Genomic DNA, 18801 nt, shown 5'->3' on the forward strand with positions numbered 1-18801 from the left:
TCAGATGCTGCGCCTGCGTGTCAGCGCGGGAATTTTCGTCATCGGCACATCGATATGCCGTACCTCGCCCACGGCGGCAGCCACCAGGGCCAGCGTCGGCTGGCCGAACAGCACACGGATATCGGCCTCCATGTCGTCCTTGCGCATGCGCTCGATCAGCGTCACGGCGAGCAACGAGTGACCACCCAGCTCGAAGAAGTGGTCATGCCGTCCTACCCGTTCGACCTTGAGCAACTCCGCCCACAACGCTGCAAGCTTGATCTCCATGTCACCCACGGGGGCTTCATACAGACGCGTGGTGTACGCATTGCTGTCGGGGGCCGGTAGCGCCTTGCGGTCGAGCTTGCCGTTCGGCGTCAGGGGCAAGGCATCCAGGCGCACGTAGACGGCGGGCACCATGTAGGCCGGCAGCTGCGCTTGCAGGTGCATGCGCAGGGTTTCGATCTCTACTGCTTCGTCCGGCGAATGTTGGGTGAAATAGGCCACCAGGCGCTTGTCCCCCGGCACGTCTTCACGGGCCAGGACTACGGTTTCCTTGATATTTGGCGCCTGGGCGAGTTTGGCTTCGATCTCCCCCAGTTCGATGCGGAAACCACGGATCTTCACCTGGTCATCGTTACGACCCAGGTATTCGATGTTGCCGTCCGGCAGGTAGCGGCCCAAGTCGCCGGTCTTGTACATGCGGGCGTTGGGAACATTACTGAATGGATCTTTCAGGAAACGTTCGGCTGTCAGGTCATCACGATTGAGATAACCGCGAGCCACCCCGGCACCACCAATGTAGATTTCACCCGGCACGCCCAGCGGCACCGGTTGCCCGTGTTCATCCAACAGATAGAACTGAGTGTTCGCCACGGGTTTGCCGATGTGCGCGGCAAACCCGTCTTCGCGGGCCATCGATACCCAGCTTGAGTAAGTCGTGGTTTCCGATGGGCCATAGAGGTTGCACAGGCGTTTGACCTGGGTCTGTTCGAACAAGGTTTCCACCAGGCTGCGCTTCAAGGCTTCACCGGCGACGTTGACCGTGTCGACGCCCTCGCCCAGCCCACCCGATTCCAGCAAGGCCTTGAGCGCCGAGGGCACGGTGTTGATCAGGGTGATGTCGTGCTCGCCCTGTTGCAGTTCCAGCACATTAGTGACCACTTCGATGCTGCCGCCCGAGGTCAACGGGGCGAAGCACTCGTAGACGGCCAGGTCGAAGTTCAGCGAAGTCGAAAACAGAGTTTTCGACAACGTGGCGTCATCGAACGAACGATGAGCCCAGGTCAGGAAGTTCACTGTATTGCGGTGTTCGATCATCACGCCCTTGGGCAGACCGGTCGAACCGGAGGTGTAGATGACATAGGCCAGGTGTGAGGACGTCAGCTCAGTGACTTCAGGATTCAGCGGCGATTCGTTCTGCCAATCGCCGCTATCGAAATCGATCACAGGCATCGAGGCTGCTGCCAGCAGTTCAAGGGTCGCCGTCTGCGCCAACACCGCCGCTGGCGCACTGTCGTCCAGCATGTAGGCGATGCGATCCAGCGGATACGCCGGATCCAGCGGCACATAACCGCCGCCAGCCTTGAGGATCGCCAGCAGCCCCACGACCATGTCGATACTGCGTTCGACGCAGATCGCCACCCGCGAATCGGGCTGTACACCCTGCTTGCGCAGGTAATGGGCCAAACGGTTGGCCCGCTCGTTCAGTTCCCCATAGCTCAGGCGCTGCTCGCCCCGGATCACCGACACGGCATCCGGCGTGCGCCGGACCTGCGCCTCGAACAACCCGTGGATCGTCTGCTGCTGCGGATAATCCGCCTCGGTGGCGTTGAACGTCACCAGCAGTTGCTCACGTTCCGAGGCCGGCAGGATCGACAAACGCTGCAAGGGCATGTCTGGCTGCTGTTCGAGCATGTCGACCAGGTTTTCCAGCGTGTGCTGCACATAACCACACAGCCGCTGCGCACCAATGCGCGCCGGGGTCATGACGGTAAAGCTGAACGCCTCGCCCTGGTCGTCCACCGACAACATCAGCGGGTAGTTGGTGCGTTCTTCGCCACCCAGCACCTGAATACCGTTCCAGGCCGACAATGCCTCGCTCGACACTGCCGTGGCGGTGTGACGGTAATTGAGCAAGGCACTGAACAACGGCGTCGGCGCTTGCACGCCACTGCAACGCTGTGCCAACGCCAAGGAGGCATGCTCATGGCCCAGCAACGCGGTCAGGCGGGCATGGGTCGCCTTGACCCCTACGAGCACACCTTGCGCCCCCAGGCCTACCCTCAACGGTAAGGTATTGATGAACATCCCCAGCGCGCGGTCGGCCCCCTCGCCGCCCTGCATCCGGCCCACCAGTACCGTGCCGAACACCACATCGTCCTTGCCCGACACCTGGCCCAGGACTTGCGCCCAAACCAGGTGATACAAACTCGCCGCGCTCACCCCGAGCTGACGCGCCTGGGCCCGCAACCGGCGACTCAGGTCGGCCTCGACCTCCTGGCGCACCTCCTCGAGGCCGCTGCCATCGCCTTGCACATCCTGCAAATCGAACGGCAACGTCGGCTCGTCGATATCGCCGAGCATGTCGCGGAAGAAAGTTTCGTGCTCCTCACGGCTTACGCCCAAGCGGGCCTGGGCCACGTAATTGCGGTACGGCACCGACGCCGACAGCCGCTGCGCCTGGCCGAGCATGTGCGCCTCGATTTCCGCGGACAGCACCGCCAGTGACGTGACGTCGTCCACCAGATGGTGAAACAACAGCATGCCCACCCAGCGTTGGTTCGCCGGGTCTTGCGCGTAGACAATCCGCATCATCGGCGCCTGGCGAATGTCCAGGCGGTAGAACCTGGGGTCGAAACGCTGGTGCAACTGCGTGGCGATATCGCCCTGGGCCGGATCCAGCGCAACCGACTCGAAACTCAATGGCGCGTCACGCCAGACCACCTGCATGGGCTCGGACAGCCCCTCCCAGAGCACGCCGGTGCGCAGGATATCGTGTCGGGTAATGACGGCTTGCAACGCGTGGGCGAAATCTTCCAGGCGGGTGAAATTGTCGAAACCGAATATCACTTGCTGCAGATAGGGGTCACCTTCGGCGGCGGTGAGGTGGTGATACAGAATCCCTTCCTGCAGCGGGGCCAGGGCATAGATGTCCTGGACATTGGCCACGCCGCCCGGCACCGCCGCGACAATTCGCTCGATCTCCTCTTGAGACAGATCAGCCAGCGGCAGCATGTCCGGTGTGATGCGTGTGCAACCGGCCGGGATACCATTGGCCGGCACCACGACTTCCCGGTAGCCACCGACGGCGGCGGCCAATGCGGCCAAGGTGGGCTGACCGAACAAGACCCGTACATCGACGCTCAGGTCGACCTGGCGCATGCGCTCGATCATTTTCACCGCCAGCAGCGAGTGCCCGCCCAACTCAAAGAAATTGTCGTGACGACCGACTTGTTCAAGCTTGAGCAAGTCTTCCCAGATCCGGGCAATGCGGGCTTCCACTTCGCCTTGTGGGGCCTCGTACTCACGGGCGATCACCGCTGAATGATCCGGTGCCGGCAAGGCCTTGCGGTCAAGCTTGCCGTTTGGCGTCAGAGGCAAAGCGTCGAGTCGCACATAAGCACTCGGCACCATGTATTCCGGCAATTGTCCTTGCAGATGAGTGCGCAGGGCCTCGATATCCGCCATTCCATCCACTGAATGCGTGGTGAAATAAGCCACCAGGCGTTTCTCGCCCGGCGCATCTTCACGGGCCAACACCACGGCTTCCTTCACCGCCTCGTGTTGCGCCAGCCGCGCTTCGATCTCGCCCAACTCGATGCGGAAACCACGGATCTTCACCTGGTCATCGTTGCGCCCCAGGTACTCGATGTTGCCATCCGGCAGGTAGCGACCCAGGTCGCCGGTGCGGTACATCCGGGCATTCGCCGCACGGCTGAACGGATCCCGCAGGAAGCGCTCGACGGTCAATTCCGGACGGTGCAAGTAACCCCGCGCCACCTGCACACCGCCAATGTAAATCTCCCCGGCCACGCCCATGGGCACCGGTTGTCGATGGGCATCGAGCAGGTAGATCCGGGTATTGGCAATCGGCTTGCCGATGGGCGTGCTGTCCGGCGTTTCGGCGCCCGTGCAGTCCCACGCGGTCACGTCCACCGCCGCTTCGGTCGGCCCGTACAGGTTGTACAGCCCCGTCTGCGGTAATTGCGCCTTGAAGCGCCGCACCAGATGCCCCGGCAACGCCTCGCCGCTGCACATCACCCGCACCAGACCTGCGCATTGACTTGCCTCGCCATGGGCCAGGAACACATCGAGCATCGACGGCACGAAGTGCAGCGTGGTGATGCCCTGGGCCTGGATCACTTCGCGCAGGTACGCCGGGTCGCGATGCCCACCAGGACGGGCCATCACCAACCGCGCACCGCTGAACAGCGGCCAGAAGAATTCCCACACCGACACGTCGAAGCTGAACGGGGTCTTTTGCAGCACCGCGTCGGCGGCGCTCAAACCGTATTCGTCCTGCATCCACAGCAGGCGGTTGACCACCGCGCCATGCTCGTTCATCACGCCCTTGGGCAGACCGGTGGAGCCCGAGGTGTAGATGACATAGGCCAGGTGATGGGCATGCAGGCCTTCGACCTGGGGATTGTCGGTTGGCTGCGTCGAGAACCCTTGCGCCTCATCCAGCAGCAGGGTTCGCGCCTGCGTCGCCGGCAGGCTGGCCTGCAACGCACGCTGGGTCAGCACCACCATTGGCGCGCTGTTTTCCAACATGTAGGCCAGACGCTCGTGGGGATAATCCGGGTCCAGCGGCACATACGCCGCGCCGGACTTGAGGATGCCCAGCAGGCCCGCGACCATCTCCAGGCTGCGATCGGCACAGATCGCCACGCGGTCATCCGGGCGAATGCCCAGTTCCAGCAGGCGATGGGCAATCTGATTGGCGCGACGATTCAGTTGCGCGTAGCTCAGTTGAGCTTCGTCGGACACCACGGCTACAGCGTCCGGGCAGGCCGCGACCCGCGCCTCGAACAGGCTGTGCAAGGTCAGGCCCTGCGGGTAGTCGACCGCAGTGGCATTGAACGCTTCCAACAGGTGCTGACGTTCGGCTGCCGGCAGGCTGGTGAGTACCTGCAATGGCGTATCCGGCGCCTGCTCCAGGGCAGTGACCAGGCTTTCGAGCGTGGTCTGCACATATTCGCCGATACGCCGCGCACCGGTCCCGACCAGCGCCTGCACCACCAGGCTGAAACCCTCGCCTTCATCATCCACGGCCAGCGCCAAGGGGTAATTGGTACGTTCTTCACCGCCAATCGACTCGATGCCTTGCCACGCCGTCAGCGCCTGCGCGGTCACCTCGACCCCGCAATGACGATAGTTGAGCATCGAACTGAACAACGGCGTTGGCGCAACCACGCCACTGCAACGCTGGGCCAGTGCCAACGGAGCATGCTCATGGCCCAGCAGGCCGGTGAGTCGCTTGTGGGTCGCCTTCACCGCTGCGTATACACTTTGACCTGCCAGGCTCACCCGCAATGGCAGGGTGTTGATGAACATGCCCAGGGCCCGATCAGCCCCATCGCCGGCCTGCAGGCGCCCCAACAGCACGGTGCCGAAGACCACGTCATCGCGACCGCTGACACGGCCCAGGACTTGCGCCCATGCCAAGTGCATCAGGCTGGCCGCGCTGATGCCCAACTGACGGGCCTGGGCGCGAAGACGACGGCACAGGCCCGCCTCCACGGCCAACTTCACCTCTTCCACGCCATTGCCATCGCCTTGCACGTCCCGCAGGCCGAACGGCAGCGTTGGCTCGTCGATGTCGCCAAGCATGTCGCGGAAAAACGCTTCATGTGCCTGTTGATCGACACCCAGGCGCGCCTGGGCCACATAGTTGCGATAAGGCACCGATTCGCCCAGTTCATGCACCTTGCCCAGCAACTGGGCCTGCATTTCACGCTCCAGCACTTCCAGGCCGGTATGGTCCAGGACCATGTGGTGGAACAGCAGCATGGCGACCCAACGCTGGTTGGCGACATCCTCGGCGATGGCCAGGCGCAACATCGGGGCCTGACGCACGTCCAACCGGTAATGCCGGGCATCGAAGCGCTCATACAGCCGGGCAACGGCATCGCCGGTCCCCGAGTCCGCGTCCAACTCGTCAACGCTGAGCCGAGCCTGCCGCCACACCACCTGCATCGGTTCGTCGAGGTTTTCCCAGACCATCGAGGTCCTGAGAATGTCGTGCCGGTCGACCACCCCCTGCAATGCCTGGGCAAAGTCATCCAGGCGGGCCCGGCTGTCAAACCCGAACAGCGTCTGCAGCACGTACGGATCACCCATTTTCGCCGTCAAATGGTGATACAGGATGCCTTCCTGCAACGGCGCCAGCGGATAGATCTCTTGCACGTTGCGCGCCCCTCCCGGCACGCTCGCCACGATCCGATCAATGGCCTCCTGGCTCAATGCAGCCAGCGGCAACATGGCCGGCGTGATGCGTTCACAGCCCTCGACGATGGCGCAGGCCGGCACCTCCACTTCGCGGTGCCCGCCCACCGCAGCGGCCAGCGCCTGCAGCGTTGGCTGGCTGAACAGCACACGCACATCCACCGACAGCTCGACCTGGCGCATGCGCTCGATCAGCCTCATCGCCAGCAACGAATGCCCGCCCAGTTCGAAGAAATTGTCGTGGCGACCGACTCGCTCCACTTTCAGCAACTCGGCCCACATACCGGCCAAGACCTGTTCGATCTCGCCCTGGGGCGCCGCGTAGGCCTGGCTGGCGTAAGCCTCGGCGTCCGGCGCCGGCAGCGCCTTGCGGTCCACCTTGCCGTTGAGCGTCAACGGGAACGCCGGCAACATCACGAACGCCGCAGGCACCATGTACTCGGACAAGGTCGCGGACAATTGCTCGCGCAACCCGGCCACGCTCAGCGTGACTTGCGGTTGGGCAATGACATAGGCCACCAGGCGTTTCTCGCCGGTTTCATCGGCCCGCACCAGCACCACCGCGTCCTTCACGCCGTCACAGGCCGCCAGCTTGGCTTCGATCTCGCCCAGCTCGATGCGGAAACCGCGAATCTTCACTTGGTCGTCGTTACGCCCCAGGCATTCCAGGCTGCCCTCCGGCAACCAGCGGCCGAGGTCACCGGTGCGGTACAGCAGCGCGTCGGGTTCATGGCTGAACGGGTCGGCGATGAATTTCTCAGCGGTCAGGTCTGGTCGATTCAGATACCCCTTGGCCACGCCCTGGCCGCCGATGTACATCTCGCCGACGACACCCAACGGCGCCAATTGCTGGCGCGCATCGAGCACGTACACCTGGGTATTGCCGATCGGTCCGCCGATGGGCACGCACTCGGCATCCGCCGCCACGGCCTTCACCTCGAGGGTGGTGGCGTAGGTGGTGGTTTCGGTCGGGCCATAGCAGTGCACCAGACGCAGCTTCGGGGCCAGCGCCAACAAGCGCCGGAACGACGCCACATCGGCCCGTTCGCCGCCGCACAACAGGATCCGCAGGCCGCCGAGGGCCCGGGGAATCAGTTGCACGTACTGGTTGAAGATCGCCGTGGTCACGAACAGCACCGTGACGCCCGAGTCCTCCAACACTTGGGCAAACCTTGACGGCTCAAGCAGGGTTTCGTGGTCGATCACCACCACTTGACCGCCATTGAGCAAGGCGCCCCAGACGTCCATGGTGCTGGCGTCGAACGCCGGGTTAGAGGCAAAGGCGATGCGGTCCTGCGCGTTGAAATCGGCGTAACCGTTGTTGATCACCAGGCGGCTGATGGCCCGGTGCGGCACCAGCACGCCTTTCGGGGTGCCAGTGGAGCCCGAGGTGTACATGATGTAGGCGATCGACTCGCTGGACTGCGCCAAAGCCGGGTTGTGTGCCGTGTCCTGGCTGTCCAGCATGTCCAGGTCGATGCGCGATGCGCCATCGGGCACGGTCTCGGTACTGAACGTCAGCAGGTACCGGGCTTGGCAGTCGTCGAGCATGAAACCCTGGCGTTCCAGGGAGGCGTTGCGGTCCAACGGCACATAAGCCGCCGCGCACTTGAGGATCGCCAGTTGACTGGCCAGCAGTTCGATGGAACGTGGCAGCAGGATGGCCACGCAGTCGTCCGGTTGCACGCCAAGACCAATCAGGTGATGGGCCAGGCGGTTGGCCTGCTCGTTCAGCTGCGCGTAGCTCACTTGCCGCTGCCCGTGCACCACCGCAATCGCCTGCGGCAAGTACGCGACTTGTGCCTCGAACAGCGCCAGGACGGTTTGCTCATGTGGATAGGCGCGCTGGGTGGCGTTGAAATCCACCAGCAACTGGTTACGCTCGGCTGACGGCAGAATCTCCAGTCGGTTGAGTGGCGTCTGGGGCGCGTGTTCGAGGGCCTGCACCAGACTTTCCAGGGCCGTGTGCATGTAGGCGCAGATGCGTGCCGCACCGATGCCCTGCACTACCAGGGCGCTCAGCATGAAGCCATCGCCCAGGTCATCCACCGACAGGGTCAGTGGGTAATTGGTCCGCTCTTCGTTACTCAGGATTTCCATGCCCTGCCAGGCGCTCATGGCCTCGGCTGAAGCCGAACCGGTCGCGCTGTGCCGGTAGTTCAGCAGCGCGCTGAACAGCGGGGCCGGTGCGGCGACGCGGCTGCAACGTTGCGCCAGGGCCAGCGAAGCATGTTCGTGACCGAGCAATGCGGTCAGTCGCCCATGGGTGGTCTTGACCCCGGCGCGGGCGCCCTGCTCATCCAGGTTGACCCGCAGCGGCAAGGTGTTGATGTACATGCCAAGGACCCGGTCGGCGCCCTCGCCGGCCTGCATCCGTCCCATCAGGACCGTGCCGAACACCACGTCCTCCCGTGCGGACAGACGCCCCAGTACCTGCGCCCAAGCCAAATGGTGCAGGCTCGCCGCACTCACTCCAAGCTGCCGCGCCTGCGCCCGCAAGCGGCGGCTCAAAGCGGTATCCACTTGCAGCTTGGCCTCCTCGATGCCGCGACCGTCACCCTGCACCTGTTGCAATCCCAACGGCAGGGTCGGCTCGTCGACATCACCGAGCATCTCGCGGAAAAACGCCTCGTGCTCTGCCTCGCTGACACCCAGGCGCGCCTGGGCCACATAGTTGCGGTACGGCAGCGCGGCGGCCAATTGACCGGCCTGGCCCAACAGGTGCGCCTGCATTTCCTGCTGCACCACCTCCAGCGCGGTATGGTCCAGGGCAATGTGGTGGAACAGCAACATCGCCACCCAGCGCTGGTTGGCCGGGTCATGGGCATAACGCAGGCACATCAGCGGGGCCTGGCGAATGTCCAGGCGATGATGACGGGAATCGTAACGTGCATGCAGTTGGGTCACGGCATCGGCGTCCGACGCGTCCAGCTGCAGTTGCTCCACGCTCAACAGCGCCTTGCGCCAGACCACCTGTATCGGCTGCTCCAACCCCTCCCACATGATCGAGGTGCGCAGGATGTCGTGCCGGTCGATGACACCTTGCAACGCCTGGGCGAAGGCCTCGAGGCGAGCCTCGTCCTGGAAGGCGAACAGTGCCTGCAACACGTAGGGATCGCCCTGCTGCGCCGAGACATGGTGATAGAGAATACCTTCCTGCAACGGGGCCAGCGGGTAGATGTCCTGCACGTTGGACACACCACCCGGCACCGCGGCAACGATCCGGTCGATCGCCTCCTGGGTCAATGTCGCCAGCGGCAGCATCGGCGGGGTGATCCGCTCACAATCGGGAGTGATGCCGTTGGCCGGCACCTCGACCTCATTGCCGCCCCCCACCGCTGCGGCCAATGCCGCGAGGGTCGGCTGGCCGAACAGCACACGGACATCGGCACTCAAGCCGACCTGGCGCATCTGCTCGATCAGATTGACAGCGAGCAAGGAATGGCCGCCCAGTTCGAAGAAGTGATCGTGGCGTCCCACCCGCTCGACGTTAAGCACTTGCTGCCACAGGCGAGCCAGGGTGATTTCGGTGTCGCCCAGCGGGGCTTCGTAGCCCCGGGTAATGATTGACGCCTGGTCTGGCACCGGCAGGGCCTTGCGGTCGAGCTTGCCGTTGGGGGTCAGCGGCAGGGCATCGAGCCGCACGTAGGCGGCCGGCACCATATAGTCCGGCAAGCGGCTTTGCAGGTGCGCGCGCAGGGCTTCGATGTCCGCGCTGTCATCCGTTGCCTGCAAGGTGAAATAAGCCACCAGGCGTTTTTCGCCGGGAACGTCTTCACGCACCAGCACCGTCGCCTCCTTCACCGCAGCGTGTTGCCCCAGGCGGGCTTCGATCTCCCCCGGTTCGATGCGAAAGCCGCGGATCTTCACCTGGCCGTCGTTGCGGCCCAGGTACTCGATATTGCCGTCCTCCCGGAAGCGTCCGAGGTCGCCGGTGCGGTACATCAGGGCCTGGGCGTTGTGGCTGAACGGGTCGAGAAGGAATTTCTCGGCGGTCAGGTCCGGCCGGTTCAAATAGCCGTTGGCGACCCCCAGGCCGCCGATGTACAGCTCGCCGGCCACGCCTTGGGGCATGGGTCGCTGCTGCGCATCGAGGATGTAGACCCGGGTATTGCCCACGGGACGGCCAATCGGGACGCTGCCGTCGCCAATGGCCTGGATTTCGTAGGTGGTCGAGAACGTCGTCGCTTCCGTCGGGCCGTAGCCGTTGAGCAGATGGGCCGGCGCGCCGTCCTTCAGGACGCGGGCGATCACCGCCGGGTCCAGCACATCGCCGCCGACAATCAGGTAGCGCAATTGGGCGAACACGTCCATCAGGTGGTCGGCATATTGGTGAAACAGCCCCGCCGTCATCCACAACACATTCACCGCTTGCTCGAGCAACAGCCTGTGCAAGCGTTCCTGGGACAACAGCACGTCCTGGTCGACCACAACGACGCAACCGCCGTTGAGCAACGGTGCCCAGACTTCCAGTGTGCTGGCGTCGAAGGCCGGATTGGAGGCGAAGGCCACCCGGTCCTGCGGGTTGAAGTCGGCATAACCGTTATTGATCACCAGCCGGCTGATGGCCCGATGTGGCACCAGCACGCCCTTGGGCGTCCCCGTGGAACCTGAGGTGTACATGATGTAGGCCGGCGCTTCGCTCGATGCAAGTTGCTGGCCGTAACGGGCCGCCGGCTCGGGAAGGTCGACCCTGTCCAGGTCCACCCGACGCACGCCCGCCGCCAAGGCTTCGTGGCTGTGGGTCAAGGCCAGTACGGCGTGACTGTCCTCGATCATGAACTGCTGGCGCTCGGCGGGCGCGTTGATGTCCAGCGGCAAATACACCGCCGCGCACTTGAGGACGGCCAACTGGCTGACCAGTAGATCGAGCGAGCGCGGCAGCAGGATCGCCACGGTTTGACCCGCTTGCAGGCCAAGGTCGAGCAGATGCCTGGCCAGACGCCCGGCTTTACTGTCCAGTTCGCGGTAAGTCAGGACTTGCCCACCCTGCACCGCTGCCGGCGCGTCCGGACGCGCCTCGGCCTGGGCCTCGAACAAGGCATGAATCGGTTGTTCCCGTGGATAATCAAGGTCGGTGTCGTTGAACGACAGCAGCACCCGTTCACGCTCCGATTCTGGCAGGAACGACAGGCTGTTGAGCATCGCTCCGGGCGCAGACTCCAAGGCGCTGACCAGGTTTTCAACGGCAACCTGCATGTAGTCGCCGATGCGTTGCGCGCCGATCAGCGCAGTGGCTTGCACCGACAAGGCGAAGTCATCGGAGAAATCGTCCACCGAGAGGATCAGTGGGTAGTTGGTGCGTTCTTCCGCGCCCAGGGCCTCCATCCCGTCCCAGGCCAGGCTGACTTCAGCCGCGGGGGCATGCGCCGCGCTGGCGCTGTGACGGTAGTTCAGCAGCGCGCTGAACAGCGGCGCCGGCGCCGCCACGCCGCTGCAACGTTGCGCCAGGGCCAGGGAGGCGTATTCGTGACTGAGCAGGCTGCTCAACCCGGCATGGGTGCTTTTCACCCCATCGCGCACGCTCTGTGCACCTACACCCACGCGCAACGGCAAGGTATTGATAAACATGCCCAGGGCCCGGGTCATGCTTTCACCGGCCTGCATGCGACCGAGCATCACCGTGCCGAACACCACGTCCTCACGGCCCGATACACCGCCGAGCACCTGCGCCCAGGCCAGGTGAAAAATGCTCGCCGCGCTCACGCCAAGCTGACGTGCCTGCGTGCGCAGGCGGCGACTGAGGTCTGGGGCCAGTGCCAGATGGCTTTCTTCGATGGCACTGCCGTCGCCCAGCACATCCTGCTGGCCAAAGGGTAAGGTCGGCTCCTCGACGTCGCCCAGCATCTGGCGGAAGAACGTCTCGTCAGCCTGGCGCTGACCGGCCTGTCGGGTCCGAACGACGTAGTCGCGGTAAGGAGCGGCCGGCTGCAATTGCCCGGCCTGCCCCATCAGGTAGGCTTGCATTTCACTCTGCACGACCGCCAGGGCAGCGTGGTCGAGGGCCATGTGATGGAACAGTAGCATGGCGGCCCAGCGCTGGTTGGCTGGGTCCTCGGCGACCACCAGCAGCAACAGCGGCGCCTGGCTGACGTCCAGGCGATAGTGTCGAGGATCGAAGCGCGCCTGCAATTGCGCCATGACATCACCCTCGGCGAGGTCGGCACTGATGTCCTTGACGCCCAGCCGGGCCTCGCGCCAGACCACCTGCACCGCTTCTTGCAACCCCTCGCGGACGATGGCAGTGCGCAGGATATCGTGGCGGTCGATCACGCTTTGCAAGGCGTCGACAAAATCCGTCAGGCGCTCCTGCCGGGAGATGCTGAAGTGCGCCTGCAATAAGTAGGGATCGCCCTGGGTGGCGGTCAGGTGGTGATAAAGAATCCCCTCCTGCAACGGCGCCAGCGGGTAGATGTCCTGCACATTGGCCGCACCGCCCGGCACGGTGGCCACGATGCGGTCGATGGCCGGCTGGTCGAGGGTCACCAGTGGCAGCATTTGCGGCGTGATATGCCTGCAACCGAGCGCGATGGCATTGGCTGGGATGTCGATTTCGCCAGCCTTGCGGTCATCGTATTCCCCGGCCTGGATCAACGCGATCAGCGCGGCTTTGTGCTCGCGCAGCAAGGCCAGCACCGCCGGCTCGCCCAGGGACTGTTTGCGGCCCCGTACCACGAGCTGATCGCCCTTGACTGAAAGCTGTACGTCTTTTTCTTTTAGTGTCGCCAACAGTTCGATCACACTCACAGGACAATCTCCATTTTTTCTGTCGTTGCCGCGTATTCCGAGAGCGTGGGCTGTTCGAACAACGTCCGCACATCCGCTTCCAGACCCTCTTGGCGCATCCGTTCCATCAGGCTGACGGCAAGCAAGGAATGCCCGCCCAGTTCAAAGAAGTGATCGTGACGACCAACACGCTCTACGTTGAGCACTTCAGCCCACAACTGGGCCAGTGTGATTTCGGTTTCGCCGATGGGGGCTTCGTAGCCCCGGGTGATGAAAGCCTCCAGGTCCGGTGCCGGCAGCACCTTGCGGTTGAGCTTGCCGTTGGGTGTCAGCGGCATGGCGTCGAGGCGTACATAGGCCACCGGCACCATGAAGGCCGGTAGTTGGGCCAGCAGCCAGGTACGCAGCGCGTCGATGTCCGCCGCTTCGCCCGGCGCGTATTGGGTGAAATAGGCCACCAGGCGTTGTTCCCCCGGTACGTCCTCACGGACCAGCACCGCAGCCTCCTTCACCGCGTCGTGCTGGGCGAGCTTGGCTTCGATCTCGCCCAGTTCGATACGGAACCCACGGATCTTCACCTGATCGTCATTGCGTCCCAGGTACTGCAGGGTGCCGTCAGGCAACCAGCGACCGAGGTCGCCGGTCTTGTACAGGCGCGCGTCGGCCTTGCCGTAGAACGGGTCGGCGATGAAGCGTTCGGCGCTGAGTTGCGGCAGGTTGAGGTAACCGCGGGCCACACCGATACCACCGATATGGATCTCACCGGGCACGCCCACCGGCAGTAGTTGCCCGTGGGCGTCCAGCACATGCAGTTGCAGGTTGCGGATCGGCCGGCCAATGGGGATTGACTGGTGCCGGTAGGTCTCAAGGTCGCTGTCGGCGGTGTACCAGGCGACCACGTCGCTGCACTCGGTCGGCCCGTAGCTGTTGATCACCGTCGGCCGTGGCTGGGCGAGTTTTTCCAGCATGGCGACCTGGATCGGCTCGCCCCCCAGGACCACCCGTTTCAGGCAGGCCAGGGCTTGCCCGTGGTCGGCGTCCACCAGCGCGTGGAAAGCGCTGGGCGACATATTGAGGTGGGTAATCCCGGCCTCGGCGACCTGGGCGACGATGGCGCCGGGGTTGAAGGGTTCGGCGGCCAGGTGCAGGGTGGCCCCGACCATCAGCGGTGCGAGGATGTTCTTCTGGGTCAGGTCGAAGTTGTAGGAGGATGCCAGCAACACCGCGTCGCCGGCGTGGAACGCCAGGTCTTCGAGGTACCAGTCCAGCAGGTTGCGCAGGCCGCGATGTTCGACCATCACCCCTTTGGGCAAGCCGGTGGAACCGGAGGTGTAGATCACGTAGGCCAGGTGGGCCGGCGTCAGGCCGGTGACCTGCGGGGTATGCTCCGGCTCGTCTTGCCACGGGCCGGCGTCCAGGTCGATCAATGGCACCTGAACCCGCGACAAGAGTTCTCGGGTCGCGGCCTGGGCCAGCACCGCAGCCGGCTCACTGTCCGCCAGCATGTAGGCAATCCGCTCGGCGGGATAAGCCGGGTCCAATGGCACATAACCACCACCCGCCTTGAGAATCGCCAGCAGCCCGATCACCATCTCGGCGCTGCGCTGGACACAGATCGCCACGCGCGAATCCGGTTGCACGCCCTGCTTGCGCAGGTAATGCGCCAACTGGTTGGCTCGCGTGTTCACCTGGCGATAACTCAACGAGTGTTCGCCGTGCTGGACGGCCACGTTGTCCGGCGTACGCTGGACCTGGGCTTCGAACAGCCCGAGAACGGTCTGCTCCTGCGGATCTTCGGCACCACCGGCATTGAACTCGGCCAACAGTTTCAGGCGCTCGCTCGGTGGCAGGATCGACAGTTGGTGCAACGGCGCCTCTGGCGTCTGCTCAAGCATCTGGATCAGACCTTCCAGCGCCTGCCGTACATACCCGCACAGCCGCTGGGCGCCGATGCGCGCCGGGGTCATGACGGTGAAGCTGAACGCCTCGCCCTGGTCATCCACCGACAACGTCAGCGGGTAGTTGGTCCGCTCTTCCCCACTGAGCACCCGGATGCCGTCCCAGGCCGACAGCGCTTCGGCGGAAGCCGCCGCGCCGGTATGGCGGTAGTTGAGCAAGGCACTGAACAACGGCGTCGGCGCCTCCACGCCGCTGCAACGTTGCGCCAGCACCAGCGAGGCGTGCTCATGGCCGAGCAAGGCGGTCAGGCGCGCATGGGTCGCTTTCACACCGGCACGGGCACCGGACTGCCCCAGGTTCACCCGCAACGGCAGGGTATTGATGAACATCCCCAGTGCACGGTCGGCGCCCTCGCCGCCCTGCATCCGCCCTACCAACACGGTGCCGAACACCACGTCGTCGCGGCCCGACACCGTGCCCAGCACCCGGGCCCAGACCAGGTGATACAGGCTCGCCGCGCTCACTCCGAGCTGACGTGCCTGGACCCGCAGCCGACGGCTGAGGTCGGCCTCGACCTCCTGGCGAACCTCTTCGATGCCGCTGCCGTCGCCTTGCACATCCTGCAGATCGAACGGCAACGTCGGCTCGTCGACATCGCCGAGCATGTCGCGGAAGAACCGTTCATGGGCTTCGCGACTCACGCCCAAGCGAGCCTGGGCCACGTAGTTGCGGTACGGCACCGATGCCGGCAAGCGTTGTGCCTGGCCGAGCATGTGCGCCTCGATCTCCGCCGACAGCACGGCCAGCGAGGTGGCATCGTCCACCAAGTGATGGAACAACAGCATGCCCACCCAACGCTGGTTGGCCGGGTCTTGCGCATAAGCGACTCGCATCAGCGGCGCCTGGCGGATGTCCAGGCGATAGTGCCGAGGGTCGAAACGCTGATGCAGCTGCGTGGCAACCTCCCCAGCCGACGGATCCAGCTCGACCGCCTCGACCACCAGCCGCGCCTCACGCCAGACCACCTGCATGGGCTCGGCCAGGCCTTCCCAGAGCACCCCGGTGCGCAGGATATCGTGACGGCAGACGACCGCTTGCAGCGCCTGGGTGAAGTGCTCCACGTGGGCGAAGCTGTCGAACGCGAACATCACGTACTGCAAGTAGGGATCGCCTTGGGCGGCGGCGATGTGGTGATACAGGATCCCTTCCTGCAACGGCGCCAGGGCGTAGATATCCTGCACATTCGCCACGCCGCCCGGCACCATGGCCACGATCCGGTCGATGGCGTCCTGGTCCAGCTCGGCCAGGGGCAGCATGTCCGGGGTGATCCGCGTGCAACCGTCCGGGATCGCGTTGCCCGGCACCACGACTTCCGTGTGCCCGCCCACCGCGGCAGCCAGGGCCGCCAGCGTCGGTTGGCCGAACAGCACCCGCACGTCGGCGCTCAAGCCGACATGGCGCATGCGTTCGATCAGCTTCACCGCCAGCAGCGAATGGCCGCCCAGTTCGAAGAAGTTGTCGTGACGGCCGATCCGCTCAAGGTCCAGCAGGTCTTGCCAGATCGCGGCAATGACCGTCTCGGCCTCGCCTTGCGGCGCTTCGTATTCGCGGGCCGCCACCGCCGACTGATCCGGCGCCGGCAAGGCCTTGCGGTCGAGCTTGCCGTTGGTGGTCAGCGGGAACGCCTCGAGGACCACGAATGCGCTGGGCACCATGTAGTCCGCGAGCGAAGCCAGCAATTGTGTACGCAGCTCAGCGGCTGACGGTTGCACGCCGTCTGCGGCAATCACGTAGCCCACCAGGCGCTTGTCACCCGGCGTGTCTTCACGGGCAATGACCACCGCCTCGCTGATGCCCTCGCAGGCCGCCAAGGTCGCTTCGATCTCGCCCAACTCGATACGGAAACCACGGATCTTCACCTGGTCGTCGTTGCGGCCCAGGTATTCGATGCTGCCGTCGGCCAGCCAGCGGCCGAGGTCGCCGGTCCTGTACAGGCGCGCCCCTTCACACCCGCTAAAGGTGTCGGCGATAAAACGTTCCCGGGTCAACTCGGGCCGGTTCAGGTAACCCCGCGCCACGCCCGCGCCCCCCACGTACATCTCACCCACCACACCTACCGGCACCGGCTCGCGCCGGGCGTCGAGCACATACAGTTGCAGGTCGGGAATGCGCTTGCCGATGGGGCTGACGCCCGTCAATTGCGCGTCGGCCGCTTCGAGGGGACGGTAGGTCACGTGCACTGTCGTCTCGGTAATGCCGTACATGTTCACCAACTGCGTCCCGGCATTGGCTACACGGGCGTACCAGGGCTTGAGCATCGCGGTTTCCAGTGCTTCGCCGCCAAAGATCACCTGGCGCAGGCTGTGGCGCAGATCGCTTTCGCCCTGGGCCACGATCAGTTGCCGGAAGGCGCTTGGGGTCTGGTTCAGCACGGTCACACCGGCCTCGCATAGCAGCGCGTAGCAGTCTTGCGGGGAGCGACTGACCAGCTGTGGCACCACCAGCAGGCGTCCGCCATGGATCAACGCACCCCAGATTTCCCAGACCGAGAAATCGAAAGCAAAGGAATGGAACAGTGCCCACACGTCCTGATGGCCGAACTCGAACCAAGACTGGGTCGCCGAGAACAGCCGCGTGACATTGCGGTGCTCGACCATCACGCCCTTGGGCAACCCGGTGGAGCCGGAAGTGTAGATCACGTAGGCCAACTGCGACGAGGTCTGGCCCGGTACTTGCGGGTTGGCAGTGGACTGGCTGCGCAACGCCGGGCTATCGAGTTCGATCACCCGTACGGACTCTTCGGCCAGCAGCGCCTGGGTGGCGGCATGCACCACGATCGCCACGGGGGCACTGTCCTCGAGCATGTAGGCGATGCGTTCCGCCGGGGAAGCCGGATCCAGCGGTACGTAGCCGGCACCCGACTTCAAGATACCCAACAGGCCGACGAGCATGTCCAAGCCGCGGTCGACACAGATCGCGACCCGGTCATCCGGGCGAATGCCCAGCGACAACAAGCGATGGGCGAGCTGGTTGGCCTGGGCGTTGAGTTCGCCGTAGGTCAGGGCCTGATCCTCGAACACCACCGCCACCGCGTCAGGTTGCGTCGCGACCTGGGCCTCGAACTGGCGATGGATCAGCGCGTCGTGGGCATACATCGCCTCTGGCCCATTCCAGGTTTCCAACAGTTGCTTGCGTTCGGCCGATGGCAATACCGCGAGGTTGCGCACCGCCGTCTGCGGCGCGTGTTCCAAGGAAGCGACCAGGCTCTGCAGGGCCACCTGCACATAGTCACAGATACGTTGCGCCCCGATCCGGGACTCGACCTGCACCGTCAGGCTGAAGCCTTCGCCCAGGTCATCGACGTTCAAGGTCAGCGGATAGTTGGTACGTTCCTCGCTGGACAACATTTGCATGCCGTTCCAGGCCGACAAACCCTCATCCGTCACCTGCAGCGAACTGTGGCGGAAGTTCAGCAGCGCACTGAACAGCGGCGCTGGCGAGGCCACCTCACTGCAACGCTGGGCCAAGGCCAGGGAAGCATGCTCATGCCCCAGCAACCCGGTCAGCCGCGCGTGGGTGGTCTTCACCGCGTCCCGCACGCTTTGCTCATTCACCGGCACGCAGATCGGCAAGGTGTTGATGAACATGCCCAGGGCCCGATCGGCGCCGTCGCCGCCTTGCATCCGGCCCAGCAGGACCGTGCCGAACACCACGTTCTCCTGGCCCGACGCCACGGCCAGGACCTGG

2 protein-coding genes (1 of these 2 cut by a window edge) are annotated in these 18801 nt (G+C 64.4%); both read right to left on the bottom strand.

Annotation, left to right across the window (positions count from 1 at the left end):
• Positions 1-13176 carry a non-ribosomal peptide synthetase gene (locus LOY70_RS15850; RefSeq protein ID WP_265028373.1) on the bottom strand — a complete coding sequence of 4392 codons (13176 nt, stop codon included), beginning with the start codon at positions 13174-13176 and terminating at the stop codon, positions 1-3.
• Positions 13173-18801: the end of a non-ribosomal peptide synthase/polyketide synthase gene (locus tag LOY70_RS15855; protein WP_265028374.1), read on the bottom strand. 23402 nt of this gene lie beyond the right edge of the window; only the last 5629 of its 29031 coding nucleotides appear in the window; its start codon lies off the right edge, out of view; the stop codon is at positions 13173-13175. Before LOY70_RS15855 ends, LOY70_RS15850 begins: the two co-directional genes overlap by 4 nt.

The sequence above is a fragment of the Pseudomonas sp. B21-054 genome (assembly GCF_026016345.1).
GTDB lineage: Bacteria > Pseudomonadota > Gammaproteobacteria > Pseudomonadales > Pseudomonadaceae > Aquipseudomonas.